This window comes from Gryllotalpicola kribbensis (assembly GCF_039538245.1).
Classification (GTDB): Bacteria; Actinomycetota; Actinomycetes; order Actinomycetales; family Microbacteriaceae; genus Gryllotalpicola; species Gryllotalpicola kribbensis.
Map to the genome: position 1 here is coordinate 1 of NZ_BAABBX010000018.1, position 26398 is coordinate 26398.

Consider the following 26398-nt stretch of genomic DNA (forward strand, 5'->3'; position numbering starts at 1 on the left):
GCCCGTCATCGTCTACAACGACGAGAACCCCCGCGGGAATTGACACCACGCTATGGGACTCGCCCATCGCCACGCCGGCGTAGCCCGGCTCGCGAACCGTCTTCGGCCGTAACGCGCCGCAACGCTTCGTCATGTGGCGCGCCTCGCGTGGCATCCGCCGCGTGGCTCGCCATAGCGTCGCGGTATGACGGTGACCGACGTAGAGAACGCGACAGACTTCGCTGATGCATGGCGCGCATGGCACGCGCGTCATGAGGAGCAGCGGGCGAGTGAATACGGATTCCTCGCCATCACGAGCATCCGATGGCTCGGCGACGTTGCTGAGCGATTCGAGGATGCCCCGGGCGCATGGTCGACGGGCGAGAACGGCATCGTCGTCGAGCTCGCAGAGGGCGAGTCGCTCGAGTTCGGCGGGGCGGTGCTGACCGGGCGCCACGAGTTCGGGCAGCTCGCCGAGCGGGCCACCGAGTTCGCCTACTGGCAGGCGCCAGAGGGCCGCGCGGCCGTCGAGATCGCCCGCCGCGGCGGAAACGACATCATCCGCCCGCGCCACGCGAACGCGCCGATCCGCTCCGCCTACCAGGGGACGCCGGCGTACGAGCCCGACCCGCGCTTCGCCGTCGAGGCGCGCTTCGTCGCCTTCGACGCGCCGCGCGAGGTGACGGTCGGCTCCGTGGTGGACGGGCTGCAGCACGTCTACGACGCGGTCGGCACCATCGAGTTCGAGCTCGACGGCCCGCGCTCGCTGCTCGCCTGGGGCGGGCACGCCGGCGGGCTGCACGTGCTCTTCACCGACCTCACGAGCGGCGTCACGACGTATGCCGCGAACCGCAGCCTGAATACGGCGGCGCCCGACGCCGACGGCCGGGTGCTGCTCGACTTCAACCGGTCGACCAATCTGCCGTGCGCCTATACGCCGTATGCGACCTGCCCGCTGCCGCCCGCCGAGAACCGCCTCGGCGTGGCGGTCGAGGCGGGGGAGAAGGCACCCATTGCGGAGGCGAGCCGATGAGCGCCCACTTCTCCCTCGCCGTCGATCTCGACGGCGCAGGCGCGCACCCGGCGGCCGCCGACGCTGCCGGGCTCACCACCCGCGAGCTGCTTGCCGCCTCGTATCTCGCGGCCCACGTGCGCGAGGCCGAGCGGGCAGGCTTCACCGCCGCGACCTTCCCCGACTCGCCGCTCGCCACCCGCATCGACGCGATTCAGCGCGCGTCGTTCGTCGCGCCGCAGACGAGTGCGCTCGGTCTGATCCCGGTCGCGCACTCCGTGTACTCCGAGCCGTTCCACGTCGCGACGCAACTCGCGACCGTCGACTTCGCCTCCTACGGTCGCGCCGGCTGGATCGTCGGTGTCGACGCCGACCCACGCATCGCGGTCGAGTACGGCCGCGACGCCGTCGGCCCCGAGCTCGCCGCCGCGGTCGCCACCGATGCCGTCGAGGTCGCCCGCCGCCTCTGGGACAGCTGGGAAGACGACGCGGTCATCCGCGACACCACGACCTGGCGCTACCTCGACCGGGACAAGGTGCACTACGTCGACTTCGAGGGCGCAAGCTTCTCGGTGAAGGGGCCGAGCATCATCCCGCGACCGCCGCAGGGCCAGATTCCGGTGTTCACGGATGCCACCTCGGGCGTCGTCGGCGACGTGGCGCTCGTGACCTCCAGTGCTCAGGCCGCGGTCTCAGCAGCACGCGACGCGGGCGCGCGCCTCGTGTGGCTCGAGCTCGAGGTCGCCCTCGATCGCGCGGGGCTTCCCGGCGCCGAGCGCGTCGAGCGGCTCGACGCCATCGCGCCATGGTCGGGCGAGGGCATCGGCCGCTATGTCGGCGACGCCGCAGGGCTCGTCGAGCTGCTCGCCGAGCTGTCGGGCCAGGTCGACGGGGTGCGCCTGCACCCCGCGGTGCTCGCGGAGGACCTCGAGGAGCTCGGCCGCGCCGTGCTGCCCGAGCTGCGCCGCACCGGAACCCACACCCCGCCCGTCGTCGGCACGACCCTGCGCCAGAGCATCGGCCTGCCGGCATCCGTCAACCGCTACGCAAAGGCCAACGCATGAGCGCGACCCAGCCTCAGGAACGCAACCAGATCCAGTTCGGCGTCTTCTTCCAGGGGGTCAACTTCTCGACCATCTGGACGGAGCCCGAGAGCGGCTCGCAGATCGACTTCGAGTCGTTCCGCCGCGTCGCGCAGACAGCCGAGCGCGGGCTGTTCGCGGCGTTCTTCCTCGGCGAGGGGCTGCGCCTGCGCGAGCACCTCGGCAAGCTGCACGACCTCGATGTGGCCGGGCGCCCCGACGCGCAGACGCAGCTTGCCGCGCTCGCCGCCGTGACCTCCAAGATCGGCCTCGTCGCCACGCAGAACGCGACCTACAACGACCCGTTCGACCTCGCGCACCGGCTACAGAGCCTCGACCTGCTCTCGGGCGGCCGCGCCGCATGGAACGTCGTGACGACCGACAACGCGTGGACCGGCGCGAACTTCCGCCGGGGCGGCTACCTCGACCATGCCGATCGCTACACGCATGCCGAGCAGGTCGTCGAGACGGTGCGGGCCATCTGGGATTCGTGGGACGACGCGGACGGCAGCGCCCGACTGGTCGCGCGCGACTTCGGCGCGTTCGACGTGCGCGGGGTCGGCCGGCTGCCGCGCAGCCCGCAGGAGCACCCGGTGCTGTTCCAGGCCGGCGACTCCGACGAGGGGCGCGACTTCGCGGCCCGAAGCGCCGAGGTGATCTTCAGCGCGCACGGCCAGTTCGAGGCGGCCTCGGCGTTCGCGGCCGACATCCGCCGTCGCACGGCGCTCGCGGGCCGCCCGGCCGACGACCTCAAGATCTTCCCGGGCCAGCAGTTCGTGCTCGCCGACACCGAGGCCGAGGCGCACGAGAAGGCGCTGTGGGTGCGCGAGAAGCAGATCACTCCCGCCACCGCGCTCGCCTTCCTCGAGAACATCTGGGGCACGTCGCTGGCCGACTACGACCCCGATGGGCCGCTGCCCGACATCGACCCCGTCGTCGAGGTCACGGGCGAGACCCGCGGTGCGGGTTTCCGGGCGAAGAAATCCAAAGAGACGGCGGATGCCTGGCGCGAACAGGCCGCTGCCGAGAACCTCTCGATCCGCGAGTTCGTCTTCAAGGTGGGCGGTCGCCTCGAGGGCGGCATCATCGGCAGCTACCAGCAGGTCGCCGATCTGCTCGCGCGCTACGCAGACGAGCACATCGTCGACGGTTTCAACATCTCGCCGTTCCTGATTCCGTCGGGCCTCGACGACATCGTCGACCGGCTCGTTCCCGAGCTGCAGGAGCGGGGCGTCTACCCCACGGAGTACCGCGGCGACACCCTGCGCGAGCACCTGGGCCTGCGCCCGCCGCTCACACGCCGCGGAGAGCCGGGGGACGCCGCCCGCCAGACTCCGTCGTTCGACCTCGTCTAGGCGCCCGGCGAGGCGATCAGGCCAGCGCGGCCGCGATCGCCTCGCCGAGTTCGACGGGCTTCGTGAACTGCGGCCAGTGGCCGGTGTCGATGTCGACCCAGGTGATGTCGCGGAACTCGGCGAGCTCTTTCATCCACGGGTGGCCCTGCTCGATCAGCGGCCTGTATTCGGTCGACGGAAACGCGGTGCAGATCATCGTGAGCGGCACGTCGTGCCGCCGATCGTCGTGCAGTTCGACCGGTGCCGTCGTTACGCCGGCGGGCTCTGGAACGGCCTCGGCCCGGATCCGGTCGCGCAGCTCGGGCGTGAGCCCCTTCACCTCGTCGTCGCTGAACGCCGACCAGTCGGGAAGGGGCACGTCATCGCCCTCGACCGGGAACTCGGATTCCATCGGGCCGCGCTCGGGAACCGGGAAGGTGTCGACTTCGATGACCCTCGTGACCCTCTCGGGCCGGGCGTCGAGAGCGCCGTTCGCGATCGCGCTGGCGCCCGAGTGCGCGACGAGCGCCACCGGCCCCTCATTCGCATCGATCTCGGCGATCGCCGCTTCGATCTGCGTCTGCAGCGTGATTCCCGCACGCGGCGCGTCGCGCGACTCGAGGCCGGGCAGCGTCAGCGGGTGCACCGAGTGCCCCGCCTTGGCAACGATCGGCGCGACGTCGCGCCAGGAGGAACTGCCGAGCCAGTAGCCGGGAAGCATGATGACGTCCATGCGCCCAACGTAGGCCCACCCGCCGACATCGCATATCCTGAAGCGGTCGAAGGGGAGTATCCCTACGCACAGCGGTCGTCATCACGAGCTTGCTCCGGGCGCTGTGGCACTTCGGTGCGGGAGAGACTTTCGGAGCCGTTCAACGACCCCGGAAGGCCTCGCACATGCACCTCGAACTCCCGTTCTGGTTCGAGTTCGGCTCCTACGCCGTACTGTTCCTCATCCTCATCGGCGACCTCGTGCTCGCCTACAAGCGGCCGCACGTGCCGAGCCCGCGCGAGAGCGGTCTGTGGATCGGCTTCTACGTCGTTCTCGCGCTGATCTTCGCGGGCATCCTGTGGTCCGTCGGGGGCGCCGAGCACGCGGGCCAGTTCGTCGCAGGCTGGCTCACCGAGTACTCGCTCTCGGTCGACAACCTGTTCGTCTTCGTGCTCATCATGGGCCGCTTCGCGGTTCCGCCGAAGTACCAGCAGGAAGCCCTCATGGTGGGCATCATCTTCGCGCTGGTGTTCCGCGGCGTGTTCATCGTGCTCGGCGCCGGCCTCATCGCCGCGTTCAGCTGGATCTTCTACTTCTTCGGCGCCTTCCTGCTCTACACGGCGATCAGGCAGGCGTTCGAGAAGGAGGGGGAGGACGAGAGCGTCGAGGATGCCGAGGGGCCGGTGGCCCGCTTCCTGAAGCACCACCTGCGCATCGGCAACGAGTTCAACGGCAACAAGCTGCACACCGTGGTGAACGGTCGCCGCGTGCTCACCCCGCTGGTGCTCGTCTTCATCTCACTGGGCACCACCGACCTGCTCTTCGCGCTCGACTCGATCCCCGCCATCTTCGGCATCACGCGCAGCCCCTTCCTCGTGTTCTCGGCCAATGTGTTCGCACTGATGGGCCTCAGGCAGCTCTACTTCCTTCTCGGCCATCTGCTCACGAAGCTCGAGTACCTCAAATACGGCATCGCCGTGATCCTCGCGTTCATCGGCGTCAAGCTCGTCTTCGAGGCGCTGCACACGAACGAGGTGCCGTTCATCAACGGCGGCCACCACGTCGAGTGGGCCCCCGAGTTCTCGACCGTCACCTCGCTCGCCGTCATCGTCGTCACCATGGCGATCGCGACCGCGGCGAGCCTCATCCGCCTGCGGCTGGTGCCCGAGCGGGAGTGATAGCCTCATCGCATGCCGGCTGCGCAGCTCCTCCTCCTTAGCTGCCGCGACGGGGCTTAGTTTCCATAGGCCTTCCCGTCGCGGAGTCTTGTGTTGGGCTGAACCCGCAGGAACCAAGGAGCAACGAAGCAATGAGCGAACCCAGGACGCTGGCAGAGAAGGTCTGGAACGACCATCTCGTTGTCAAAGGCGCTGGCGGCGAACCGGACCTGATCTACATCGACCTCCACCTCGTCCACGAGGTCACGAGCCCGCAGGCGTTCGACGGTCTGCGCCAGGCGGGTCGCCCCGTTCGCCGGCCCGACCTCACGATCGCCACCGAAGACCACAACACCCCGACCATCGGCATCGACAGGCCGATCGCCGATCTCACGAGCCGCACCCAGATCGAGACCCTGCGCAAGAACGCGGAAGAGTTCGGCATCCGCCTGCACTCGCTGGGCGACCTCGAGCAGGGCATCGTGCACGTCGTCGGCCCGCAGCTCGGCCTCACCATGCCGGGCATCACCGTCGTCTGCGGCGACTCGCACACGTCGACCCACGGCGCCTTCGGCGCGATGGCCTTCGGCATCGGCACGAGCGAGGTCGAGCACGTGCTGGCCACGCAGACGCTGCCGCTCAAGCCGTTCAAGACGATGGCGATCAACGTCGAGGGCACGCTGCGCCCCGGCGTCACCGCCAAGGACATCATCCTCGCCGTGATCGCCAAGATCGGCACGGGCGGTGGCCAGGGCTACGTCCTGGAATACCGCGGCAGCGCCATCCGCTCTCTCTCCATGGAGGGCCGCATGACGATCTGCAACATGTCGATCGAGGCCGGCGCGCGCGCCGGCATGGTCGCACCGGACCAGACGACCTTCGACTACCTGAAGGGCCGCCCGCACGCGCCGCAGGGCGCCGAGTGGGACGAGGCCGTCGCCTACTGGAAGACCCTCGCGACCGACGAGGGAGCGGTCTTCGACGCCGAGGTCGACATCGACGCCGACACTCTCGAGCCGTTCGTCACCTGGGGCACGAACCCCGGCCAGGGCGTCTCGCTGTCGGAATCCGTGCCGGACCCGGCGAAGATCGATGACCCGAACGCGCGCGCGAACGCCGAGCGCGCGCTCGAATACATGGATCTCGCGGCCGGCACGCCCATGAAGGACATCAAGGTGGATGCCGTGTTCATGGGCTCGTGCACGAACAGCCGCATCGAGGACCTGCGCGCCTTCGCCTCCATCATCAAGGGCAAGAAGAAGGCAGACGGCGTGCGGGTCATGGTCGTGCCCGGCTCGGCGCGCGTGCGCATCGAGGCCGAGGCAGAGGGCCTCGACAAGGTGTTCGAGGAGTTCGGGGCCGAGTGGCGCTTCGCCGGCTGCTCGATGTGCCTCGGCATGAACCCCGACCAGCTCGCGCCGGGGGAGCGGTGCGCCTCGACGAGCAACCGCAACTTCGAGGGCCGCCAGGGCAAGGGCGGTCGCACGCACCTGGTGTCGCCGGTGGTCGCCGCGGCGACCGCGATCCGCGGCACGCTGTCGAGTCCGTGGGACCTCGGGCCCGAGGGGAGCAACTGATGGAGAAGCTGTCCGTCGTGACCGGGGTCGCAGCGCCCCTCAAGCGGTCGAACGTCGACACCGACCAGATCATCCCCGCTGTGTTCCTGAAGCGCGTCACCAAGACCGGGTTCGACGACGCCCTGTTCTACTCGTGGCGGCAGGACCCCGACTTCGTGCTCAACCAGGCGCCGTACCAGGGCGCCGAGATCCTCGTCGCCGGGCCCGACTTCGGCACCGGCTCGTCGCGCGAGCACGCCGTGTGGGCGCTGCGCGACTACGGGTTCAAGGTCGTGCTCAGCTCCCGCTTCGGCGACATCTTCCGCGGGAACTCGGGCAAGCAGGGGCTGCTGACCGGCGTGGTCGCCGAGGCCGACATCGAGAGGCTGTGGGCCGTGATCGAGGCAGAGCCCGGCACCCGGCTGACCGTCGATCTCGAGGCGCGCGAGGTACGCGCCGGTGACCTGACCGTCGCATTCGAGATCGACGATTACACTCGGTGGCGCCTCATGGAGGGGCTCGACGACATCGGGCTGACCCTCCGCAACGAGGGCAAGATCACCGAGTTCGAGGGCCGTCGCGAAGCGTGGCGCCCGAAGACACTTCCCGTGAGAGCCGGGTAGCTACCAAAGAACCCCAGGGGGTTACGTGAACACACTCCTCGAAGACGCGCAGGCCGCTGGCGCGAGCGTCGGTCTCACCGCAGACCGCATCACGCTGCAGGGCGGCAAACCGCTCGTCGGCCGCATCGAACTCAAGGGCGCGAAGAACCTCGTCACCAAGGCGATGGTCGCCGCGCTTCTGGGCGAGACGCCCAGCGAACTCCGCAGCGTTCCCGAGATCAGCGACGTCCGCGTCGTGAAGGGCCTGCTCGAGGTCCACGGTGTGAAGGTGTCCAGCGTCGGCGACGACACCCTGCTGCTCGACCCGTCGAACGTCGAGAGCGCGCACTTCGAGGTCATCGACGCGTATGCCGGCTCCAGCCGCATCCCGATCCTGTTCTGCGGCCCGCTGCTGCACCGCCTCGGCGAGGCGTTCATCCCCGACCTGGGCGGCTGCCGCATCGGCGACCGGCCGATCGACTTCCACCTCGACGGCCTGCGCCGCTTCGGCGCCGTGGTCGACAAGCAGCCCCAGGGCATCCGCTTGACGGCTCCGAACGGGCTCAAGGGCGCGAAGATCGAGCTGCCGTACCCGAGCGTCGGCGCGACCGAGCAGGTGCTGCTCACGGCCGTCCGTGCCGAGGGCACGACCGAGCTGCGCAACGCGGCCGTCGAGCCCGAGATCATGGACCTCATCAACATCCTGCAGAAGATGGGCGCCATCATCTCGGTCGACACCGACCGCGTGATCCGCATCGAGGGCGTCGAGCGCCTCGAGGGCTACAAGCACACCGCGCTCTTCGACCGCAACGAGGCCGCGAGCTGGGCGGCCGCCGCGCTCGCGACCAACGGCGACATCTTCGTCGGCGGTGCGCGCCAGTCCGAGATGCTCACGTTCCTCAACGTCTACCGCAAGGTCGGCGGCGCGTTCGAGATCCAGGACGACGGCATCCGCTTCTTCCACCCCGGCGGCAAGCTCAAGCCGGTCATCATCGAGACCGACGTTCACCCCGGATTCATGACCGACTGGCAGCAGCCGCTCGTCGTGGCGCTGACCAAGGCCGAAGGCGTCTCGATCGTCCATGAGACGGTCTACGAGCAGCGCTTCGGCTTCACCGACGCCCTCGTCGACATGGGGGCGCAGATCCAGCTGCACCGCGAGTGCCTCGGCGGCGCGGAGTGCCGCTTCGGCCAGCGCAACTTCAACCACTCCGCCGTCATCGTGGGCCCGACCGAGCTGCACGGAGCCGACGTGGTCGTTCCCGATCTGCGCGGCGGCTTCAGCCACCTGATCGCGGCGCTCTCGGCAGAGGGCACCTCGACCGTCAGCAATGTCGGCATCATCGCCCGGGGGTACGAGAACTTCATCGAGAAGCTGCGCGCCCTCGGCGCCGACTTCGTGCTCGAGGCCTAAGGGGTGGCGCTCAAAGAGACCCATCGGCCGTCGATCTTCTGGCCGATGGCGTGGGTCTGCTTCGGCCTGCTCGGCGCGAGCGTCAAGTTCCGCGTCGCGCACCCCGAGCGGATCCCCGCACGCGGCGCGTACGTCATCGCCCCGAACCACTACAGCGAGATCGACCCGGTCATCGTCGGCATGATGCTCTACCGCGCAGGCCGCATCCCGAGCTTCCTCGCCAAGGCGAGCCTGTTCAGGATCCCGGTCGTCGGGTGGTTCCTGCGCCGCAGCGGCCAGGTGCCCGTCGAACGCACGCCCGCGGCGGCCGCGCGAGCGGCCTCGCCGCTCGCCGGAGCGCGAACACTGGTCGAGAAGCAGCGGATCGTGGTCGTGTACCCCGAGGGCACGCTGACGCGTGAGCCCGACATGTGGCCAATGCGCGGCAAGACCGGCGCGGCGCGCATCGCGCTCGAGCAGGGGATTCCCGTGATCCCGGTCGCCCACTGGGGAACGCAGGCCCTGATGGGCAGGTACGCCAAGAAGGTCAGCCTCTTCCGCCGACATCCGATCGACTTCGCCATCGGCGAGCCCGTCGACCTCTCCGAGTTCGCGGGGAAGCCGATCGACCAGCACGTGCTGGCCGACGCGACCGAGAAGATCATGGCGGCGATCACGGCCCAGCTCGAGACGCTGCGCAACGAGAAGGCGCCCGCGCACCGGTGGGACCCCGCGGCGCGGGGCCAGAGCGAGACCGGCCGCTTTGAGTCCTAGAAGAGCAGAGCACCACCACCGCGTGACCGTGGTGGGTGCGGGCAGCTGGGGCACGGCGTTCGCCAAGGTGCTCGCCGACGGCGGCGCCGAGGTCACGATGTGGGCGCGCCGACCTGAGGTCGCCCGCGAGATCCGTGAGACGCACCGGAACACGCAGTACCTGCGCGGCATCAACCTGCCCCGCACCATCACGGCGACGAGCAGCCTGCGCGACTCGCTGCGCGGCGCGCAGCAGCTGTACCTCGCGGTGCCGAGTCAGACGCTGCGCGACAACCTCGAGGCGCTGAAGCCGATGCTTCCCGCCGACATCCCCGTCGTCAGCCTCATGAAGGGCATCGAGAAGTCGACGAACGAGCGCATGAGCGAGGTCATCGCGAGCGTGCTCGACCTCGACGAGGAGCGGATCGCGGTGGCATCCGGCCCCAACCTCGCCCTCGAGATCGCGAAGGAGCAGCCGACCGCCGCGGTGGTCAGCTCGGTCAGCCTCGAGACCGCGCAGACGGTCGCGATGGCGGCCACGAACCGGTACTTCCGGTCGTTCGTGAACACCGACGTCGTCGGCACGGAGTTCGGCGGCGTGCTCAAGAACCTCATCGCCGTCGCGATCGGCATCGTCGACGGCGTCGGCTACGGCGAGAACACGAAGGCGTCGATCATCACGCGCGGCCTCGTCGAGATGACCGACTTCGCCGTGGCGCACGGCGGCCACCCCGACACGCTCTCGGGCCTCGCCGGCCTCGGCGACCTGATCGCGACGTGCCAGTCGCCGCTGTCGCGCAACAACACGGCGGGCAGGCTGCTCGGGCAGGGCTATGCGCTGCACGAGGTCGTCCGGCAGATGAACCAGACGGCAGAGGGTCTCGCCTCGGTGGCTCCGATCCTCGCGCTGGCGCGCGCCCGCGGGGTCACGATGCCCATCGTCGAGCAGGTGCACCAGGTGCTGACCGGTACCCTCGATCCGAAGGACATCGCCCCCCACCTCACGACCGACGACACGCCCACGGGCGAAAGGATCACGGATGACCACGAAGCTCGCACTGGCTCTGCTCTTCGGCGGGCGCTCAAGCGAGCATTCGGTCTCGGTGGCGACCGCGGGCGGGGTCCTGGGGGCGCTTGACCCCGAGAAATACGACATCGTCCCGGTCGGCATCACGCGTGATGGGGCCTATGTGCTCGGCTCGACCGACCCGGCCGACTACTTCATGGGCGACGGGCGGATGCCCGAGGTGCACGACGACGGCAGCCGGGTGGCGTGGCCGCGTGACGCGCGCTCGCACGAGCTGACCGTCGTCGGCCCCGATGGGGCAGAGCGCAGCGTGCGCGTCGACGTCGTCTTCCCGATCCTGCACGGGCTCTGGGGCGAGGACGGCACGGTGCAGGGCATGCTCGAGCTGGTCGACCTGCCGGTCGTCGGCTCCGGTGTGCTCGCGAGTGCCCTCGGCATGGACAAGCACTTCATGAAGACGGTCTTCGTGCAGGCGGGGCTCCCGGTGACGCCGTGGGCGACGATCTCGCGCCGCCAGTGGGCCGAAGACCGGGCATCCGTTCACGCGGCCGCCGAGGCGCTCGGCTATCCCGTGTTCGTGAAGCCCGCGCGCGCGGGTTCCAGCGTGGGCGTGGGCAAGGCGACGGATGCCGCGAGCCTCGCGGTCGCCGTCGAGGGGGCGCTCGCGGAAGACAGCCGTGCGCTCATCGAGCCGGCGATCGTCGGCCGCGAGATCGAGATCGCGGTTCTCGGCGGCCGAGGCGGCGCGGCGCCGCGCGCCTCGCTCGCGGGCGAGGTGCTGCTCACGGGCCGCGACTTCTACGACTTCGAGGGGAAGTACCTCGGCGGCGACGGCGTCGAGCTGCAGCTGCCGGCCGTGCTCAGCGACGCCGAGCTCGCCGAGATGCAGGGCCTCGCGGTGCGCGCCTTCGAGGCGATCGGCGCCGCTGGGCTGTCGCGCGTCGACTTCTTCCTCACCGACGCCGGCTGGCTGATCAACGAGATCAACACCATGCCGGGGTTCACGCCGATCTCGATGTACCCGAAGTGCTGGGAGGCATCCGGCCTGCCCTACCCGGCGCTCATCGACGAGCTCATCGCGCTCGCCCTCGACGCGCAGGGCTGACTGCGCGCTACTGCACGTCGTCGGCGGCGACGCACTTGTGCTTCGACGCCTGCGGGATGCTCGCGACGGCCTGCGCGAGGTCGGGCAGCACGTTCGCGTCGCTGACGCCGCCCGCACCGTGCTTGATCGTCACCTCGACCGCGGGGGTGCGACCGTAGGTGACATAGGTCAGCACCTTGTCATCGGGGTCGTTCGTGAGCACCCAGTCGACCGAGTCCTGACCGCTCGCGACGGTCACGCACGGCTTCGTCGTGGGGCCGAGCGGCGCGACGCCGCAGCGCAGCTGCACGGTGACGGGGTCGCCCCACGCCCCGGTCGCCTGGGCATCGGTGTAGTCCTGCTTCTGGCCGGCCACCTCGGCGGGCAGCTCGACTGTGACGCTCGCACAGGCCGCGTCGTTCGCGTGCGGCGCGGACTCCATCGCGACGGTCGGGGTGCACCCCGCGAGCAGGGTCGCGAAGGCGACGGCGGCGAGGGTTGCGGCGGCGACACGGAGGCGGGACATCTCGATCGCAACGCTAGCGTGGTGGCTATGGCGGAAGCTGAGCGGCCCACCCTCGAGGAGCTGGGCGAGATCGCCGTGCTTGCGCGCATCTTCCCGCGACTGCCCGCAGCGGATGCGGCACTCCTCGGCCCCGGCGACGACGCGGCGCTCCTCGCCGCGCCCGACGGGCGCTTCGTCGTGACGACCGACATGCTCGTGCACGGGCCGGACTTCCGGTGGGAGTTCTCGACGGCAGAGGACCTGGGGTGGAAAGCCGCCGCGACGAACCTGTCGGACGTCGCCGCGATGGGCGCCCGGCCGACCGCGCTGGTCGTCGCGCTCGCGGCGCCGCGGTCGACGCCGGCCGCGGTGCTCGAGTCGTTCGCCGACGGGTTGCGGCTCGCCTGCGCCGAGCTCGCGCCGGGGTGCGGCGTGGTCGGCGGCGACCTGTCGACGTCCGACGTGTTCACGGTGGCCATCACCGCCTTCGGCGACCTCGAGGGGCGGGCGGCCGTGCGGCGCTCCGGGGCGCGGCCCGGCGACGCGGTCGCGGTGGCCGGCGAGCTCGGTGTGGCTGCGCGGGGGCTGCGGCTGCTGTTCGAGCACGGCCGCGACGCCGCGGTGCGCCGCGACGCGCACGCTGTGGGGCGGCAGCTGCGGCCGGTGCCGCCGATCGCCCTCGGCACGGTCGCCGCCGACGCGGGCGCGACGGCGATGATGGACCTGAGCGACGGGCTGGTGCTCGACGCGCGGCGGCTCGCGCAGGCATCCGGCGTGGATCTCGAACTCGACCCCCTCGACGACGACGCGCTGCGCGGGGGAGAGGACCACTCGCTGCTCGCGACGTTCCCGGCGGGCGCACCGCTGCCCGAGGGGTTCCGGCGCATCGGCACGGTGACGCCGGGAACCGGGCGGGTGCTGGTCGGCGGCGACGAGTTCGGCGAGCTCGGCGGGTGGGACCCCTACGAGCAGTGGGACGGCCGGCTCTCGTGACCGTGCCCCCTCACCCGTGCAGCAATATGCTTCGCTCATGACCGATCCGGGGGACCTGCAGAGGCAGGCGGAAGAACTTCAGAAACAGGCGGACGAGCTCAGGCGCCAGGCCGAGGAAGCCCTGCGCGCGGCGCCGGCTGCAGCCGGGCCGCTCGGCCAGGCCGACATCGACAAGATCACGGCGGGCTACGGCTTCACCGACACGAGCCTCGAGCTCGGCGCGCTGCTCAATGGCGAGCCGCTGCCGGGCGCGCAGATCCGCATTCCGCTCGGGATGCTGAACCGCCACGGCCTGATCGCGGGGGCGACCGGCACGGGCAAGACGCGCACGCTGCAGGCGATCGTCGAGCAGCTTTCCGCCAACGGGGTCAGCGTGTTCGCGGCCGACATCAAGGGCGACCTCTCGGGCATCCTGGTCGATGGCGAGCCGAGCGACAAGCTCCTCGCCCGCACGAAGGCGATCGGGCAGGACTGGGCGCCCGCGCACTTCCCGACCGAGGTGTTCTCGCTCGGCGGCAAGGGGAAGGGCGTGCCGATCCGCGCGACGGTCGCCGGCTTCGGCCCGTTACTGCTGGCGCGCGTGCTCGGACTCAACGAGGTGCAGGAGTCGAGCCTCGGCCTCGTCTTCCACTATGCGGAAGAGAAGGGGCTCGCCCTGCTCGACCTCGAAGACCTGCGCGCCGTGCTGCAGTACCTCACGAGCGACGAGGGCAAGGCCGAGCTGGCCGGCATCGGCGGCATCTCGCCGGCGACGGCCGGGGTGATTCTGCGCGAGCTCGTCTCGTTCGCGGCCACCGGCGCAGAGGCGTTCTTCGGCGAGCCCGAGATCGACACGGCCGAGTTCCTGCGGCAGGCATCCGACGGCCGCGGCATCGTCAGCCTGCTCGAGGTGCCCGGCGTCGCCGACCAGCCCCAGCTCTACTCGACGTTCCTCATGTGGCTGCTCGCCGACCTCTACAACTCACTGCCCGAGGTGGGCGACGCGCCGAAGCCGAAGCTCGTGTTCTTCCTCGATGAGGCGCACCTGTTGTTCACGGATGCCAGCAAGGAGTTCATCACCCAGATCACGCAGACCGTGCGGCTGATCCGCTCGAAGGGCGTCGGGGTGTTCTTCGTCACGCAGTCCCCGAAGGACGTGCACGAAGACGTGCTCGCGCAGCTCGGCTCGCGCGTGCAGCACGCGCTGCGTGCCTTCACGCCCGACGACGCGAAGGCGCTGCGGGCGACGGTGTCGACGTACCCGAAGTCGGGCTACGACCTCGAAGAGGTGCTCACCTCGCTCGGCACGGGCGAGGCGATCGTCACGGTCATGAACGAGTCCGGTGCGCCGACGCCGGTCGCGTGGACCCGCATGCGCGCGCCGCAGTCGTCGATGACGACCGCACCTGATTCGGCGATCGACGCCGTCATCGGCGCGTCGCCCCTGATGGCGAAGTACGGCACGCCGATCGACCGCGAGTCGGCCGGCGAGATCCTCACCGCCAAGTTGAACGCCGCGGCCGAGAAGGCGCAGGCCGAGAGCGAGGCGAAGGCGCAGGCGAAGCAGAGCGCGGCGGATGCCCGCGAGCGGAAGGCTCGTCAGACGCAGGCGGCGCAGATCGGCAAGACGGCCGTCAAGGTGCTCACCTCGCGCACCACCCAGACCGTGCTCAAGGGTGTGCTCGACGGCATCTTCGGCACGCGGCGGCGCTAGGCGGCGGGGCTTTCGGCGAACCAGATCGTGGTCTCGCCGTACTTCTTCGGACTTCTCGGGGCGAGTGCGGCGGGCCAGGTCGGCTCGGGGGAGCGGGAGGAGCGCTCGATGACCACGAGCGCGCCCGATGCGAGCAGCGGCACGAGCGCCTCGAGGTCGGCGGCGACCTCGGCATCGGTCACCTCGTAGGGCGGGTCGCTGAACACCACATCGAAGGGGCCCGCCGCCGAGGCGAGGAACGAGGCGACCGCACTCTGCACGACGCTGACGGCCCCGGCATCCGTTCTCGTCGCTTTTGACACGAGCCCCGCGTTCGCTTTGGCGACGCGCGCAGCCGCCGCGTTCTTCTCGACGAGGACAACGGATGCCGCGCCGCGACTGGCCGCCTCGAGGCCGAGCGCCCCCGAGCCCGCGTACAGGTCGAGCACGCGCGCGCCGTCGAGCACGTCGCGCGCCTCGAGGGCAGAGAACAGGGCCTCGCGCACCCGGTCGCTCGTGGGCCGCGTTCCCGACTTCGGAACGGTGAGGGTGACGCGCCCCGCGGCGCCCGCGATGATCCGGGTCATATCCACAAGCTACCGTGCGGCACCCGGCGATGTCGTAGCTGTGTTCTAGACTCCGAAGCATGGTCGGTCTCGACGCCAAGCTCAGCGGTGTGATCGGCGGCCGCTCGGCGACGGCCTTCCACAAGGCGTGGGGGCTCGTGACGGTCGCCGACCTGCTGAGCCACTACCCGCGTCGCTACGTGCACCGCGGCGAGCCGACGCCGCTCGACTCGCTGCCAGACGGCGAGGTCGCGACCGTGATCGCCACGGTGCTGCGGGTCACGAGCAAGCCGTTCAAGACCCGGCGCGGCTCGATTCAGACGATCACGATCGGCGACGGCCGCAGCGAGATGACCGCGACGTTCTTCAACCAGCCCTGGCGCGAGAACCAGCTGTCGAAGGGCGACCGCGGCATGTTCTCGGGCAAGGTGACGCGCTTCAAGGGCGAGGCGCAGCTGACGCATCCCGAGATCAAGCTGTTCAGCGAAGACGAAGAGGTGCCAGACCCGGCGGTCGACGTCGAGCGGGCGCGGCAGTGGGCGATCCAGCCGATTCCGGTCTACCCGGCGACCGCGTCGATCCAGAGCTGGAAGGTCGCCGATGCGATCGCGCACGCGCTCGACGTGCTCGATGAGGAAGAGGTGCTCGACCCCGTGCCTGACGCGGTGCGTGCGGAGCACGGTCTGCTCGGCTACCTCGACGCGCTGCGGCTCATCCACATGCCGCAGACCGACAGCGACTGGCGCCGCGCCCGCGACACGCTGCGCTTCCACGAGGCGTTCGTGCTGCAGACGGCGCTGCTGCAGCAGCGCGCCGTGAGTCGCTCGGCGCACACCCTGCCCCGAAAGGCGATTCCCGGCGGCTTCGCCGAGCGACTCGACGAGGCGCTGCCGTTCGAGCTCACGCCCGACCAGAGCCTCGTCGGCGCCGAGCTCGCCTTCGACCTCGCGCGCGACGTGCCGATGAACCGGCTGGTGCAGGGCGAGGTCGGCAGTGGCAAGACGCTCGTCGCGGTGCGTGCGATGGCGACGGTGGCCGACTCCGGCGGCCAGTCCGCGCTGCTGGCGCCGACCGAAGTGCTCGCGGCGCAGCACCTGCGGTCGATCGTGCGGGCGCTCGGCCCCGAGCTGTCGGCCGAGCTCATGCCCACGCTGCTCACCGGCCAGCTGAGCGCGGCCCAGCGGAAGAAGGCGCTGCTGCGCATCGTGACGGGGCAGGCGCGCATCGTCGTCGGCACGCACGCGCTGCTCTCCGACGCGGTCGAGTTCTTCGACCTCGGTCTCGTCGTGGTCGACGAGCAGCACCGCTTCGGCGTCGAGCAGCGCGAGACACTGCGCGCGAAGGGCAAGACGCCCCCGCATCTGCTGGTGCTCACCGCCACGCCGATTCCGCGCACCGTGGCGATGACGGTCTTCGGCGACCTCGACATCTCGACGATCCGCCAGCTGCCCATGGGGCGTCAGGGCATCGAGAGCTTCGTCGTGCCGCTCGCCGAGCGCCCCGACTGGTTCCCGAACGTGTGGAAGCGCGCCAAGCAGGAGATCGATCAGGGGCGGCAGGTGTTCGTCGTCTGCCCCGCCATCAGCCCGAAAGACGTCGAAGAGGGCGACGAGCTGGACGAGGGCGAAGACGGGGCGGAGGTTTCGGCGAGGCATCCCATCGCCAATGTCGTCGACGTCTTCGGGCATCTCGAGCAGCGCCCCGACCTCGAGGGCGTGCGCATGGGCATGCTGCACGGGCGCATGAGCTCCGATGAGAAAGACGAGGTGATGGCTGCGTTCGGGCGGCGCGAGCTCGACCTGATCGTCGCGACGACGGTGATCGAGGTGGGCGTCGACGTGCCCAACGCATCGACGATGATCGTGCTCGACGCCGAGCGCTTCGGCGTGAGCCAGTTGCACCAGCTGCGCGGTCGCGTCGGCCGCGGCAGCGTTCCGGGGGTCTGTCTGTTCGTGACGTCTGCCGAGCACGACACCCTCGCGCGCGACCGCGTCGAGGCCGTCGCCGCGAATCTCGACGGCTTCGAGCTCGCGCAGATCGACCTCGAGCTGCGCCGCGAGGGCGACGTGCTGGGGGCGCGCCAGTCGGGCGGGCGCTCGTCGCTGCGACTGCTGCGCGTCGCGATCGACGGCGAGGTCATCGGGCAGGCGCGTGCGGCCGCGGCATCCGTGATCGACAGCGACCCGACGCTGCGGAAGCACGCGCCGCTCAAAGAGGCGGTCGACCGGCGGCTCGACGAGTCCGAGCGCGAGTTCCTCTCCAAAGGCTGAGTACGCGGAATGAGAGCCGCTCAGCACCGGTTCGGCGCGGTTAGGCTGAAACCCTATGAGCAGGCTCGCCGTCGTACCGGGCTCATTCGACCCGGTCACCCTGGGGCACCTCGATGTCATCGAACGCGCCGCGCGCCTGTTCGACGACGTCCACGTGCTGGTCGTCCACAACCCCGAGAAGCCCGGCGGGCTGCTGAGCGCCGACGAGCGGGTCGCGGTGATCGAGCAGGCCGTGGCCGACGCCGGACTGCCCGGGTCGATCACCGTGACGCAGTACTCGTCGGGCCTCCTCGCCGACTACTGCACCCAGGTCGGGGCGACGGCACTCGTAAAGGGCATTCGCTCGCACACCGATCTGGTGTATGAGACTCCTATGGCCATCGTGAACGAGCACCTCGCCGGCGTCGAGACGGTGTTCGTGCTGCCTCGCCCCGAGCACGCGCAGGTGTCGAGCACCCTCGTGCGACAGGTGATCTCGCTCGGCGGTGACGTCGGCCCCTACGTGCCCGCGGCGGTGCTCGCGGCGGTGGCCTCCCGATGACCACGATGCCGACCCCGGCGGCGACGGGCCAGACCGCTTCGCTTGCGACCGCGGCCCTCGCCGAGGCGTCCGAGCGCATCATCGCGAGCGTCGAGCGCGTGATCGACGGCAAGCACGAGCAGGTCGTCACCGCGCTCACGGTGCTGCTCGCCGAAGGGCACTTGCTCATCGAGGACGTGCCCGGTGTCGGCAAGACGATGCTCGCCCGCTCGCTCGCGCGCGCCGTGGGCGGCACGATCAGCCGCATCCAGTTCACGCCCGATCTGCTGCCGAGCGACGTGACCGGCGTCAGCGTGTTCAACCAGGCCACGCGCGAGTTCGAGTTCAAGCCGGGCGCTGTGTTCGCGAACATCGTCATCGGCGACGAGATCAACCGGGCGAGCCCCAAGACACAGTCCGCGCTGCTCGAGGCGATGGAGGAGCGCCAGGTCTCCGTCGACGGCGGCACCTACCCGCTCGCCCGCCCGTTCATCGTCGTCGCGACCCAGAACCCCATCGAGATGGAGGGCACGTACGCGCTTCCCGAGGCGCAGCGCGACCGCTTCATGGCGCGCGTCGCGATGGGCTATCCGGATGCCGCGAGCGAGGTCGACATGCTGGGCGCGCGCGACCTCGTGAACCCGATCGACGCGATCGAGCCGGTCGTCGACCTCGACACGCTGCGTCAGATGCTCGCCGGCGTGCGGGCCGTCTTCACGTCAGCCGCCGTCAAGCAGTACGCGGTCGCGATCGCCCGCGCCACGCGCGACGACCAGGACATCAGGCTCGGAGCGAGCCCGCGCGCGACGCTGCAGCTCGTGCGCGCCGCGAAGGCGCGGGCGGCGATCGCGGGTCGCGAGTTCGTGCTTCCCGACGACATCGACGCCCTCGCGGTGCCGGTGCTCGCGCACCGCCTGCTGCCGACGAGTCGCGCGCTCGGGCGCCGCCACGAGGGCACCGCGCTCGTGGCCGACGTGGTCGAGCGCATCGTCGCCGCGACCCCGGTTCCCTCGGGCCACTAGGTGAACGCCGTGTCCCGACCGGTCCCGACGCTGCGCGGCTGGGTCGTGGGTGCGGCAGGCGTCGTGCTGCTCGTCGCCGCAGGCTGGGCCGGCCGCGTCGATCTGCTGTTCGGCGGCCTGCTGCTGACGATCGCGCCGCTCGTGGCGATGGCCGCGGTGGCGCTCGACCGCCCGTGGCTGTCGGTGGCGCGCACCTACTCGCCCGACACCGTCGAAGTCGGCGAGGAGGTGCAGGTCCGGCTCGACGTGCGCAACCAATCGGGGCGCGCGACCGCGTCGATGTCGTGGGTCGACACCGTGCCGGCCGGGTTCGCGCGTCTCGCCTTCCGTGCGCTGCCCTCGCTCGCCAGCGGGCAATCGGTGACCCTGCGCTACTCCGAGCGCGCCGCCCGCCGTGGCGCCTATCTGCTCGGCCCGTTGACCGTGGCGCGCACCGACCCCTTCGGCCTCGCCCGCGGCGGCTACGGAGTCGGCGAGTCGAAGGTCCTGCTGGTGACGCCGCGGGTGCGGGCCTTGGCCGGAAGCGGCGACGACGAGGCGCGCGGCGAGGGCACGGACCCCGAGCTGGTGCGCCACTCCATCCCGAGCACCGACGAGGTCATTCCGCGCGATTACCGGGCGGGTGACCCGCTGCGGCGCGTGCAGTGGCGCGCGACCGCCCGCGCCGGCCGGCTGATGGTGCGACAGGAGGAGCAGCTCAGCAACCCTGAGGCGTGGCTGCTGCTCGACACGCTGCGTGCGCACGCCGGCGGCGCAGAGCCCTTCGAACGGGCGGTCGAGCTCGTGGCATCCATCGGCTCTCATCTGCTCGACGTCGGGTACCAGCTCGGCGTGCACGAGACCGGCGAGCGCCAGCTCGCGGGCAGTTACGAGCTGCCGGGCGGCGACCAACTGCTCGTCGGCCAGCTCGCCGCGATCGAGCAGGTCCGCGAGCCCGGTGGCGACATCGCCGGCCGCTTCGCCGCGAGCCTGCGCGCCACGCGCTCGGGAGTTCCCGTGTTCCTGATCCTCGTCGACGGCGACCCCCAACTGGCCGCGGAATTCGCGCCCCTGCGCCGGTACGCGGCACCCGCGATCGCGTTCCTGATGACATCGAGCGCGGCCGCCGCACGCGAGCTGCTCGAGAGGGCGGGCTGGGTGTGCGTCGAGGCCGACGGGCGAACGGATGCCGCAGCCGCGTGGTCCCTCGCCATGCAGGCGCAGCAGCCCGCCGGCGGCCCTCGTCTCGCGGGGGCGGCCGATGTTCGACCGTAGGAAGCCGCCCGCACGGGCGGCGCTCGCGACGCGCGGAGCGTGGACGGTCTCGCTGGCGCTGTTCTTCGAGGTGCTCGCGTGCAGCATCGCGCTGATCGGGCTCATCCAGGGAGCCGCGTGGTGGACTGCGCTGGTGGGGGCCGCGGCGCTGCTGCTCGCGATCCCCGCCGCGCTGCGCAGCGTCGGCCTGAGCCCCTGGGCCGCCCTCGGGGTCGATGTCGTGGCGTTCGCGCTGCTCATCCAGCTCGCGTTCGTGCCGGGTCTCGCGATCGCCGGCGTCGTTCCGACCGCGTCGTCCATCGGCGGCGTGCTCGACCTGTTCCGGCGGGCAGTGGTGGCCATTCAGGACCAGCACATCCCGGCGGTTGCCCTGCCCGAGCTGGTCTTCTTCATCGTGCTCTTCGGCGGGGTGCTCACGCTCGTGCTCGACCTGCTCGCGGTCGTGCTCCGCGTTCCTGCCGTCACGGCGGTCGTTCTCGGCGGGGTTCTGATCGTTCCCGCCCTGCTGCAGCCGAACGGCCTCAGCCTGGTCTCGCTCGGTGCGGGCGCCGCGGCGTGGTTCTTCCTTCTCGCCGTCGATGGGCGTCTGCGGCGGGCGGCGCGTGGGGGCGGGGCCGTGGCGCTCTCGGTCGGGGCATCCGCGACCGTCCTCGCGCTCGTCGTCGCCGCGACCGCTCCGGGGTTCGTCGAGCAGGGGCGCCTGCCCGTTGCCGGGCCGGTCTCCCTCGGCAACAGCGTCGACCCGCTGATCGATCTGGGGGCCGACCTGCGCCGCCCGAATCCTGTCGACGTGCTGCGCTACACGACGGCCTCGAAGGACCCCCAGTACCTGCAGCTGACGACGCTCGACACCATCCGCGGTACGCACTGGACGCACACGCCGGGCCAGGTCTCGCCGCTGCAGGGCGGGTCTCGCCTCGCCGAGGTGCCCGGGCTCGACTCGTCTCTCGGTATCTCCGCGTCAGAGGTGACGTCGAAGATCTCGGTGCAGAGCCTGCGCAGCACCTGGGTGCCCGCGCCCTACCCCGCGACGAAGGTGACGGGTGGCGGCAACGCGCGCACCTACCAGAGCGACGATCTCACGATCTTCGCCCCGGGCGGCCAGCTGAGCGGCCAGAGCTACACCGCGACGAGCCTCGACCTCGAGCCCACGAAGGCGCAGCTGGCGGGCGTCGGCGGCGACGGTGCCGGTGCCTTCGCCGACGTGCGCGACGACCTGATCCTCCCGGGCGCAGTCCCCGCCGTCATCACCGAGACCGCCGACGAGATCGCCGCGCGCGCGGGAAGCTCGAACGAGTTCGACCTCGCCCTCGCCATTCAGAACTACTTCCAGGGCACGGAACAGGGCTTCGTCTATTCGACGGACTCGCCCGACACCGTCGACGGCGGCAGCCTCGACGTCGTCGCGAAGTTCCTGCAGGTGCGACAGGGGTACTGCGTGCACTTCGCCAGCGCGATGGCGGTGATCGCGCGAGTGCTCGGTATTCCGAGCCGCATCGCGATCGGCTACCTGCCGGGTTCCGCAATCGGCTCGACGGGGAAGCAGACGACCTACCAGGTCGACTCCAGCGACTTGCATGCGTGGCCCCAGCTGTACTTCCCGGGCGTGGGCTGGCTGAACTTCGAGCCGACGGTGAGCCGCGGCTCGGCCCCCAGCTATACGCAGACAACCACCACCGACCCTGCGCAGAGCGCGACGGCCGCGCCCGAGGCCGAGCCGTCGGCGTCCGCGACGCCGACGCAGCGCCCGCGCGACACGCCCTCCGAGCAGGCGGCGGCCGGAACGGGGCCCGTCACCGCGCGCGGGGGAGCGCAGTACCCGATCGGTGCCGCGGCGCTGCTCGCCCTGCTCGCGATACCGGCCTTGGTGCGCCTCGTGCGCCGTCGTGCGCGGCTCGCGCGTCTGCGGCGCGGGGGCGCGCCGCCCGACGTCGCGTGGGCCGAGATCCGCGACACCGCCCAGGACCTGGGGTTCGCGGCGTCACCGACCGAGACGCCGCGTGCGTTCGCCGCGCGGCTGCGCTCCGAGTGGCATCCGGATGCCACGCACCAGCGGGACCTCGACGACATCCTGCGCGAGGTCGAGCTGAGCGAGTTCGGCCCGCCGCGGGCAAGGCAGGCGGGGCCGGGAAGCGCCGCGCTCGCGGCTGCGACCGCGCGCGTGGTCGCGGCGATGCGCGGGTCACGGCATTGGACGACGCGGATCGTCGCCGCGCTCGCCCCGCGCTCGCTCGTGAACGCGCTGAGCGGCCGCGAGCGGGCGGCCATGCGCGCCTCGACGTATGATTGAAGGTTGTGAGCGCCGCCAAGAACCCCTACTCGGTCGCCGTCTTCGACCTGATGCACCAGCCGGGTCAGAGCAAGGAACTGACGATCGACCTCGATGTGCCCGAGAAGCTGGGCGAGGGCATGATCGCCGTGCCTGCCGGGGCGCCGATGCACATCGACCTGCGGCTCGAGGTGCTGCATGACGGCATCCTCGCCTCGGGCGACATCGACGTGACCGCGGAAGGGCAGTGCGTGCGCTGCCTCACCGACGTGTCGCAAGCGCTCCAAGTCGATTTCCAAGATCTGTTCGCGTACACTAGCGACGAAGCTTTTGACTTCGAGGTTCACGACGACCACGTGGATCTTGAACCTCTGGTCAGGGATTCGGTGGTGCTGTCACTGCCATTCCAGCCGGTGTGTCGCCCCGACTGCCCTGGTCTCGACCCAGAGACCGGTGAGCGGTTGGCGGATCACCCGGACCGCAAGCCCCGTGAAAACACAGACCCTCGTTGGGCTGCGCTTGCGGACTTCCGAGCTTCCGAAGACACCGAAGCCGGCACCCCCGGCACCGACACAGAAGAGAGATAGCCATGGCTGTTCCCAAGCGCAAGCAGTCGCGCTCCAACACGCGTGCCCGTCGCTCGCAGTGGAAGGCAGAGGTCCCCACGCTCGTCAAGACCGTCGAGGGCGGCCGAGTGACCTACAGCCTGCCGCACCGCGCGAAGGTCGTCACCGACTCGCAGGGCACCGAGCTGTTCCTCGAGTACAAGGGCCGCAAGGTCGCCGACGTCTAGGCAGCGCGTGCCTGACGGCAATCGTCCTGAAGGGCGTCCGGAAGCGGACGCCCTTCAGTCACGTCTGGGTGTCTCCATCGACCCCGAGCTGCTGACGCTGGCGCTCACGCACCGCTCCTTCGCGTACGAGAACGGCGGCCTGCCGCACAACGAGCGTCTCGAGTTCCTCGGCGACTCGATCCTCGGGCAGGCGGTGACCGTGCGGCTCTACCGCGATCACCCCGACCTCGATGAGGGCGAGCTCGCGAAGCGGCGCGCGTCGGTCGTCTCAGGTGTCGCCCTCGCCGAGGTCGCCCGCACCCTGGGGCTCGGCGAGTTCCTGCGGCTCGGGCGGGGGGAAGAGCTCACGGGCGGCCGCCAGAAGGTGTCGATCCTCGCCGACACCGTCGAGGCGATCATCGGTGCGACCTATCTGTCGGCCGGACCCGATGAGGCGACGGCCCTCGTGCTGCGGCTCATCGGCCCGCTCATGAGCGACCCCGCGCGCTTCGGTGCGGCGCTCGACCCGAAGACCGCTCTGCAGGAGCTCGCCGACGAGCGCAAGGCGCCCGCGCCGGTCTATGTGGTCGAGGGCACCGGCCCCGATCACGCCAAGGTCTTCCACGCGACCGTCACGGTCGACGGTGTCGCGACCGGCCACGGCGAGGGCACGAGCAAGAAGCACGCCGAGATGGCCGCGGCGCTCGACGCCTGGACCCGGGCGACGGGCACCGGTGCCTGAACTCCCCGAAGTCGAGGTCGTGCGCCTCGGCCTCGCGCCCGCCGTCACAGACGCGATCGTGACCGCCGTCGATGTGTACGACGAGCGGGCGATCACCCGCCACGACCACCGGCGCGGCTCCTTCGCAGATCGGCTCACCGGGCGCAGCATGCTGGCTCCGCAGCGGCGCGGCAAGTTCATCTGGATCCCTCTCGAGCCGGCTGGTCGACTCGCCGCAGGCGAAGGGAGGCCGGACGCGCTGCTCGCGCACCTCGGCATGACCGGCCAGCTGCTGCTGCGCGACGCGTGGGCGAGGCCAGAGGACGAGCCGCACGTGCGGGTGCGCATCGAGCTGAGGCATCCGTCGCACGCAGAGCTCGCCGTCTTCTTCCGCGACCAGCGCACCTTCGGCTCGCTCGCGCTCGATGAATTGGTGAGCACGGATGCCGGGGACGCGGTGCCCAGCCAGGTGCTGCACATCGCCCGCGACCCGATCGACCCGCTCTTCGACGACCGAGCCTTCCTGGCATCGCTCATGCGGAAGAACAGCGCCATCAAGCGGGTGCTGCTCGACCAGCGCGCCATCAGCGGGGTGGGGAACATCTACGCCGACGAGGCGCTCTGGGCCGCCCGCATCCACCCCGAGCAGCCGGCGAGCTCGCTCAGCCGCGCCAAGACTCGGCTGCTGCTCGACGAGATCCGCTTGGTGCTGGGCAAGGCGCTCACCGAGGGCGGAACGAGCTTCGACGCGCAGTACGTGAACGTGAACGGGCAGGCGGGGTACTTCGCGCACTCGCTCAACGCGTACGGGCGCGAGGGCAGGCCGTGCCCGCGGTGCGGCACCCCGATCGTGCGGGTGTCGTTCATGAACCGCTCCTCGCACTACTGCCCGCGCGACCAGCGGCTGCGGTGATCTGTTAGCTTCCCTGGCTATGAGCAGGGATCTGCCGGTCGACCTTGCGCGGGTCTTCGCGGTGGTCGTGGTCGTCGTCGTCCACATGCTCATGATCGGGGTCGGCCTGCACGACGGCGAGCTCGTGGTGACGCAGCCGCTGCAGCAGCAGTCGTGGTACGTGCCCGCGACCGTCTTCGGGCAGGTGATGCCGCTGTTCTTCGCGCTCGGCGGCTTCGCCACCATGACCTCGTACCGCCGGCACGAGCCGGCGGCTGCGGAGTTCATCCGCAAGCGCACCCTGCGGCTGGCACGGCCGTCGGTGCCGGTGTTCGTCGTCTTCGCGCTCGCCGGCTGGCTCGCTCTGCTGCTCGGCGTCGACCCGCACCTGGTCGATCTCATCCTTCAGGGGGCGGGAACGCCGCTCTGGTTCTTCGCCGCCTATCTGCTGTGTCAGGCCTGCGCCCCCGTGATGGTGCGGCTGCATCGCTGGCATCCGCTCATCACCTTCGCCGTGCTCGCCGCGTGCGCGGTCGCGGTCGACACAGCTCGGCGACAGAGCGGGCACGTCTCGATCGGCTGGCTCAATTTCTTCTTCGTCTGGCTCTTCGTGCAGCAGCTCGGGTTCGTCTACGCAGACGGCGTGTTCCAGCGCCGCCGCTGGCTCACGTCGGGCGTCTTCGTCGCGAGCTCCGCTCTGCTCGCGGTGCTCGTGGTCAACCGCATCTACAACACCGACATGCTCTACAACCTCAACCCGCCGTCTGTGCCGCTGATCCTGCTCGGCATCGCGCAGCTCGCCCTGCTCGTGCTGCTGCACCCGCTGATCGACAGGCTGATGCGCGCCCGCGCCGCGCAGGTGGTGGTGTTCGCCATCGGAACGCGCCTCATGTCGGTCTACGTGTGGCACATCACCTGCCTGCTGCTCGTCAGCGGGGTCGCGCTGCTCATTCCGCACGGGCTGCCCGACCCCGGCTCGGCGGCCTGGTGGGCATCCCGCCCGCTCGTGCTGCTCGCGACCTTCGCGCTGATCTTCCTCATCTCGCTGTGGGCGGCGCGGTTCGAGCGGGTCCCGCACATCCCTGACGGCCTTCGCGCGCCCGGGCTGCCATGGGTGCTGGCCGCAGCGGCGGTCGCGTTCGCCCCGATGTTCGCGATCACCGACTGGGGAATGGATCGCTGGCTCGCCCTCGCAGGGCTCGTGGGGCTTGTCGTGACCCTGGTGCTGCTGCGTCCTCGGGTACCGTAGGC

The 26398-nt window shown here is 70.5% G+C and carries 25 protein-coding genes; 22 read left to right on the plus strand and 3 right to left on the minus strand.

Annotation, left to right across the window (positions count from 1 at the left end):
• Positions 1 to 184: 184 nt before the first annotated feature.
• From ABD716_RS15755 to ABD716_RS15765, 3 genes are read left to right on the plus strand one after another with little or no spacing between them, the layout of a single operon-like run.
• Positions 185 to 1012: a DUF1684 domain-containing protein gene (locus ABD716_RS15755; RefSeq protein ID WP_344778627.1), complete on the plus strand. Its 828-nt coding sequence runs from the start codon at positions 185 to 187 to the stop codon at positions 1010 to 1012.
• Positions 1009 to 2055, plus strand: coding sequence for an LLM class flavin-dependent oxidoreductase (locus ABD716_RS15760; RefSeq protein WP_344778629.1), 1047 nt, complete (start codon positions 1009 to 1011; stop codon positions 2053 to 2055). The genes ABD716_RS15755 and ABD716_RS15760 overlap by 4 nt, the downstream gene beginning before the upstream one ends.
• Positions 2052 to 3428: an NtaA/DmoA family FMN-dependent monooxygenase gene (locus tag ABD716_RS15765; protein WP_344778631.1), complete on the plus strand. Its 1377-nt coding sequence runs from the start codon at positions 2052 to 2054 to the stop codon at positions 3426 to 3428. Before ABD716_RS15760 ends, ABD716_RS15765 begins: the two co-directional genes overlap by 4 nt.
• A gap of 16 nt (positions 3429 to 3444) precedes the next feature.
• On the opposite strand, the gene ABD716_RS15770 is transcribed toward ABD716_RS15765, so the two are convergent.
• A complete protein-coding gene (locus ABD716_RS15770; RefSeq protein ID WP_344778633.1) occupies positions 3445 to 4140 on the minus strand; it encodes an alpha/beta fold hydrolase in 696 nt (231 codons plus the stop codon).
• Between the two features lie 164 nt (positions 4141 to 4304).
• On the opposite strand from ABD716_RS15770, the gene ABD716_RS15775 reads away from it, so the two are divergent.
• The 7 genes from ABD716_RS15775 (at position 4305) to ABD716_RS15805 (ending at position 11712) form a co-directional block, all read left to right on the plus strand.
• Positions 4305 to 5297 carry a TerC/Alx family metal homeostasis membrane protein gene (locus ABD716_RS15775; protein ID WP_344778635.1) on the plus strand — a complete coding sequence of 331 codons (993 nt, stop codon included), beginning with the start codon at positions 4305 to 4307 and terminating at the stop codon, positions 5295 to 5297.
• Between the two features lie 131 nt (positions 5298 to 5428).
• Positions 5429 to 6853 carry a 3-isopropylmalate dehydratase large subunit gene (gene leuC / locus ABD716_RS15780; RefSeq protein WP_344778637.1) on the plus strand — a complete coding sequence of 475 codons (1425 nt, stop codon included), beginning with the start codon at positions 5429 to 5431 and terminating at the stop codon, positions 6851 to 6853.
• Positions 6853 to 7455 carry a 3-isopropylmalate dehydratase small subunit gene (gene leuD, locus ABD716_RS15785; protein ID WP_344778639.1) on the plus strand — a complete coding sequence of 201 codons (603 nt, stop codon included), beginning with the start codon at positions 6853 to 6855 and terminating at the stop codon, positions 7453 to 7455. Before leuC ends, leuD begins: the two co-directional genes overlap by 1 nt.
• 25 nt (positions 7456 to 7480) lie before the next feature.
• On the plus strand, positions 7481 to 8848 hold the full coding sequence (murA, locus tag ABD716_RS15790; protein ID WP_344778641.1) for a UDP-N-acetylglucosamine 1-carboxyvinyltransferase: 1368 nt from the start codon (positions 7481 to 7483) through the stop codon (positions 8846 to 8848).
• A gap of 3 nt (positions 8849 to 8851) precedes the next feature.
• Positions 8852 to 9601, plus strand: coding sequence for a lysophospholipid acyltransferase family protein (locus ABD716_RS15795; protein WP_344778642.1), 750 nt, complete (start codon positions 8852 to 8854; stop codon positions 9599 to 9601).
• Positions 9602 to 9629: 28 nt separating this feature from the next.
• Positions 9630 to 10718, plus strand: coding sequence for an NAD(P)H-dependent glycerol-3-phosphate dehydrogenase (locus ABD716_RS15800; protein ID WP_344778838.1), 1089 nt, complete (start codon positions 9630 to 9632; stop codon positions 10716 to 10718).
• Positions 10621 to 11712 (plus strand): D-alanine--D-alanine ligase family protein, encoded by a 1092-nt coding sequence (locus ABD716_RS15805; protein ID WP_344778644.1) that lies wholly within the window; start codon positions 10621 to 10623, stop codon positions 11710 to 11712. Before ABD716_RS15800 ends, ABD716_RS15805 begins: the two co-directional genes overlap by 98 nt.
• Positions 11713 to 11719: 7 nt before the next feature.
• On the opposite strand, the gene ABD716_RS15810 is transcribed toward ABD716_RS15805, so the two are convergent.
• The gene (locus ABD716_RS15810) at positions 11720 to 12217 is read right to left on the minus strand and encodes a DUF3515 family protein (RefSeq protein WP_344778646.1); all 498 of its coding nucleotides are present in this window, start codon (positions 12215 to 12217) and stop codon (positions 11720 to 11722) included.
• 27 nt (positions 12218 to 12244) lie between these two features.
• On the opposite strand from ABD716_RS15810, the gene thiL reads away from it, so the two are divergent.
• Both thiL and ABD716_RS15820 read left to right on the plus strand, forming a co-directional pair.
• A complete protein-coding gene (gene thiL / locus ABD716_RS15815; protein WP_344778648.1) occupies positions 12245 to 13189 on the plus strand; it encodes a thiamine-phosphate kinase in 945 nt (314 codons plus the stop codon).
• Between the two features lie 37 nt (positions 13190 to 13226).
• Complete coding sequence (locus tag ABD716_RS15820; RefSeq protein ID WP_344778650.1) at positions 13227 to 14882, plus strand: helicase HerA-like domain-containing protein; 1656 nt, start codon at positions 13227 to 13229, stop codon at positions 14880 to 14882.
• Here ABD716_RS15820 and rsmD read toward each other — a convergent pair.
• A complete protein-coding gene (gene rsmD / locus ABD716_RS15825) occupies positions 14879 to 15448 on the minus strand; it encodes a 16S rRNA (guanine(966)-N(2))-methyltransferase RsmD (RefSeq protein ID WP_344778652.1) in 570 nt (189 codons plus the stop codon). The genes ABD716_RS15820 and rsmD overlap by 4 nt on opposite strands.
• Before the next feature lie 59 nt (positions 15449 to 15507).
• Between rsmD and ABD716_RS15830 the strand changes: the two genes are divergently transcribed.
• The 10 genes from ABD716_RS15830 to ABD716_RS15875 are packed head-to-tail and all read left to right on the plus strand — an operon-like array spanning position 15508 to position 26396.
• Positions 15508 to 17697: an ATP-dependent DNA helicase RecG gene (locus ABD716_RS15830; protein WP_344778654.1), complete on the plus strand. Its 2190-nt coding sequence runs from the start codon at positions 15508 to 15510 to the stop codon at positions 17695 to 17697.
• 55 nt (positions 17698 to 17752) lie between these two features.
• Complete coding sequence (gene coaD / locus ABD716_RS15835; RefSeq protein WP_344778656.1) at positions 17753 to 18238, plus strand: pantetheine-phosphate adenylyltransferase; 486 nt, start codon at positions 17753 to 17755, stop codon at positions 18236 to 18238.
• A gap of 5 nt (positions 18239 to 18243) precedes the next feature.
• Positions 18244 to 19239 carry an AAA family ATPase gene (locus ABD716_RS15840; protein WP_344778840.1) on the plus strand — a complete coding sequence of 332 codons (996 nt, stop codon included), beginning with the start codon at positions 18244 to 18246 and terminating at the stop codon, positions 19237 to 19239.
• Between the two features lie 9 nt (positions 19240 to 19248).
• The gene (locus ABD716_RS15845) at positions 19249 to 20493 is read left to right on the plus strand and encodes a DUF58 domain-containing protein (RefSeq protein WP_344778658.1); all 1245 of its coding nucleotides are present in this window, start codon (positions 19249 to 19251) and stop codon (positions 20491 to 20493) included.
• Positions 20480 to 22783: a transglutaminase TgpA family protein gene (locus ABD716_RS15850; RefSeq protein ID WP_344778660.1), complete on the plus strand. Its 2304-nt coding sequence runs from the start codon at positions 20480 to 20482 to the stop codon at positions 22781 to 22783. The genes ABD716_RS15845 and ABD716_RS15850 overlap by 14 nt, the downstream gene beginning before the upstream one ends.
• Before the next feature lie 5 nt (positions 22784 to 22788).
• Positions 22789 to 23349 (plus strand): YceD family protein, encoded by a 561-nt coding sequence (locus ABD716_RS15855; RefSeq protein WP_344778662.1) that lies wholly within the window; start codon positions 22789 to 22791, stop codon positions 23347 to 23349.
• Positions 23350 to 23351: 2 nt separating this feature from the next.
• Entirely contained in the window at positions 23352 to 23555 is a 204-nt protein-coding gene (gene rpmF / locus ABD716_RS15860; protein WP_344778665.1) for a 50S ribosomal protein L32, read from the plus strand.
• A gap of 7 nt (positions 23556 to 23562) precedes the next feature.
• On the plus strand, positions 23563 to 24276 hold the full coding sequence (gene rnc / locus ABD716_RS15865; protein WP_344778667.1) for a ribonuclease III: 714 nt from the start codon (positions 23563 to 23565) through the stop codon (positions 24274 to 24276).
• Positions 24269 to 25168 carry a bifunctional DNA-formamidopyrimidine glycosylase/DNA-(apurinic or apyrimidinic site) lyase gene (gene mutM, locus ABD716_RS15870; RefSeq protein WP_344778669.1) on the plus strand — a complete coding sequence of 300 codons (900 nt, stop codon included), beginning with the start codon at positions 24269 to 24271 and terminating at the stop codon, positions 25166 to 25168. Before rnc ends, mutM begins: the two co-directional genes overlap by 8 nt.
• Before the next feature lie 19 nt (positions 25169 to 25187).
• Positions 25188 to 26396 (plus strand): acyltransferase family protein, encoded by a 1209-nt coding sequence (locus tag ABD716_RS15875; RefSeq protein ID WP_344778671.1) that lies wholly within the window; start codon positions 25188 to 25190, stop codon positions 26394 to 26396.
• Positions 26397 to 26398: the final 2 nt, after the last annotated feature.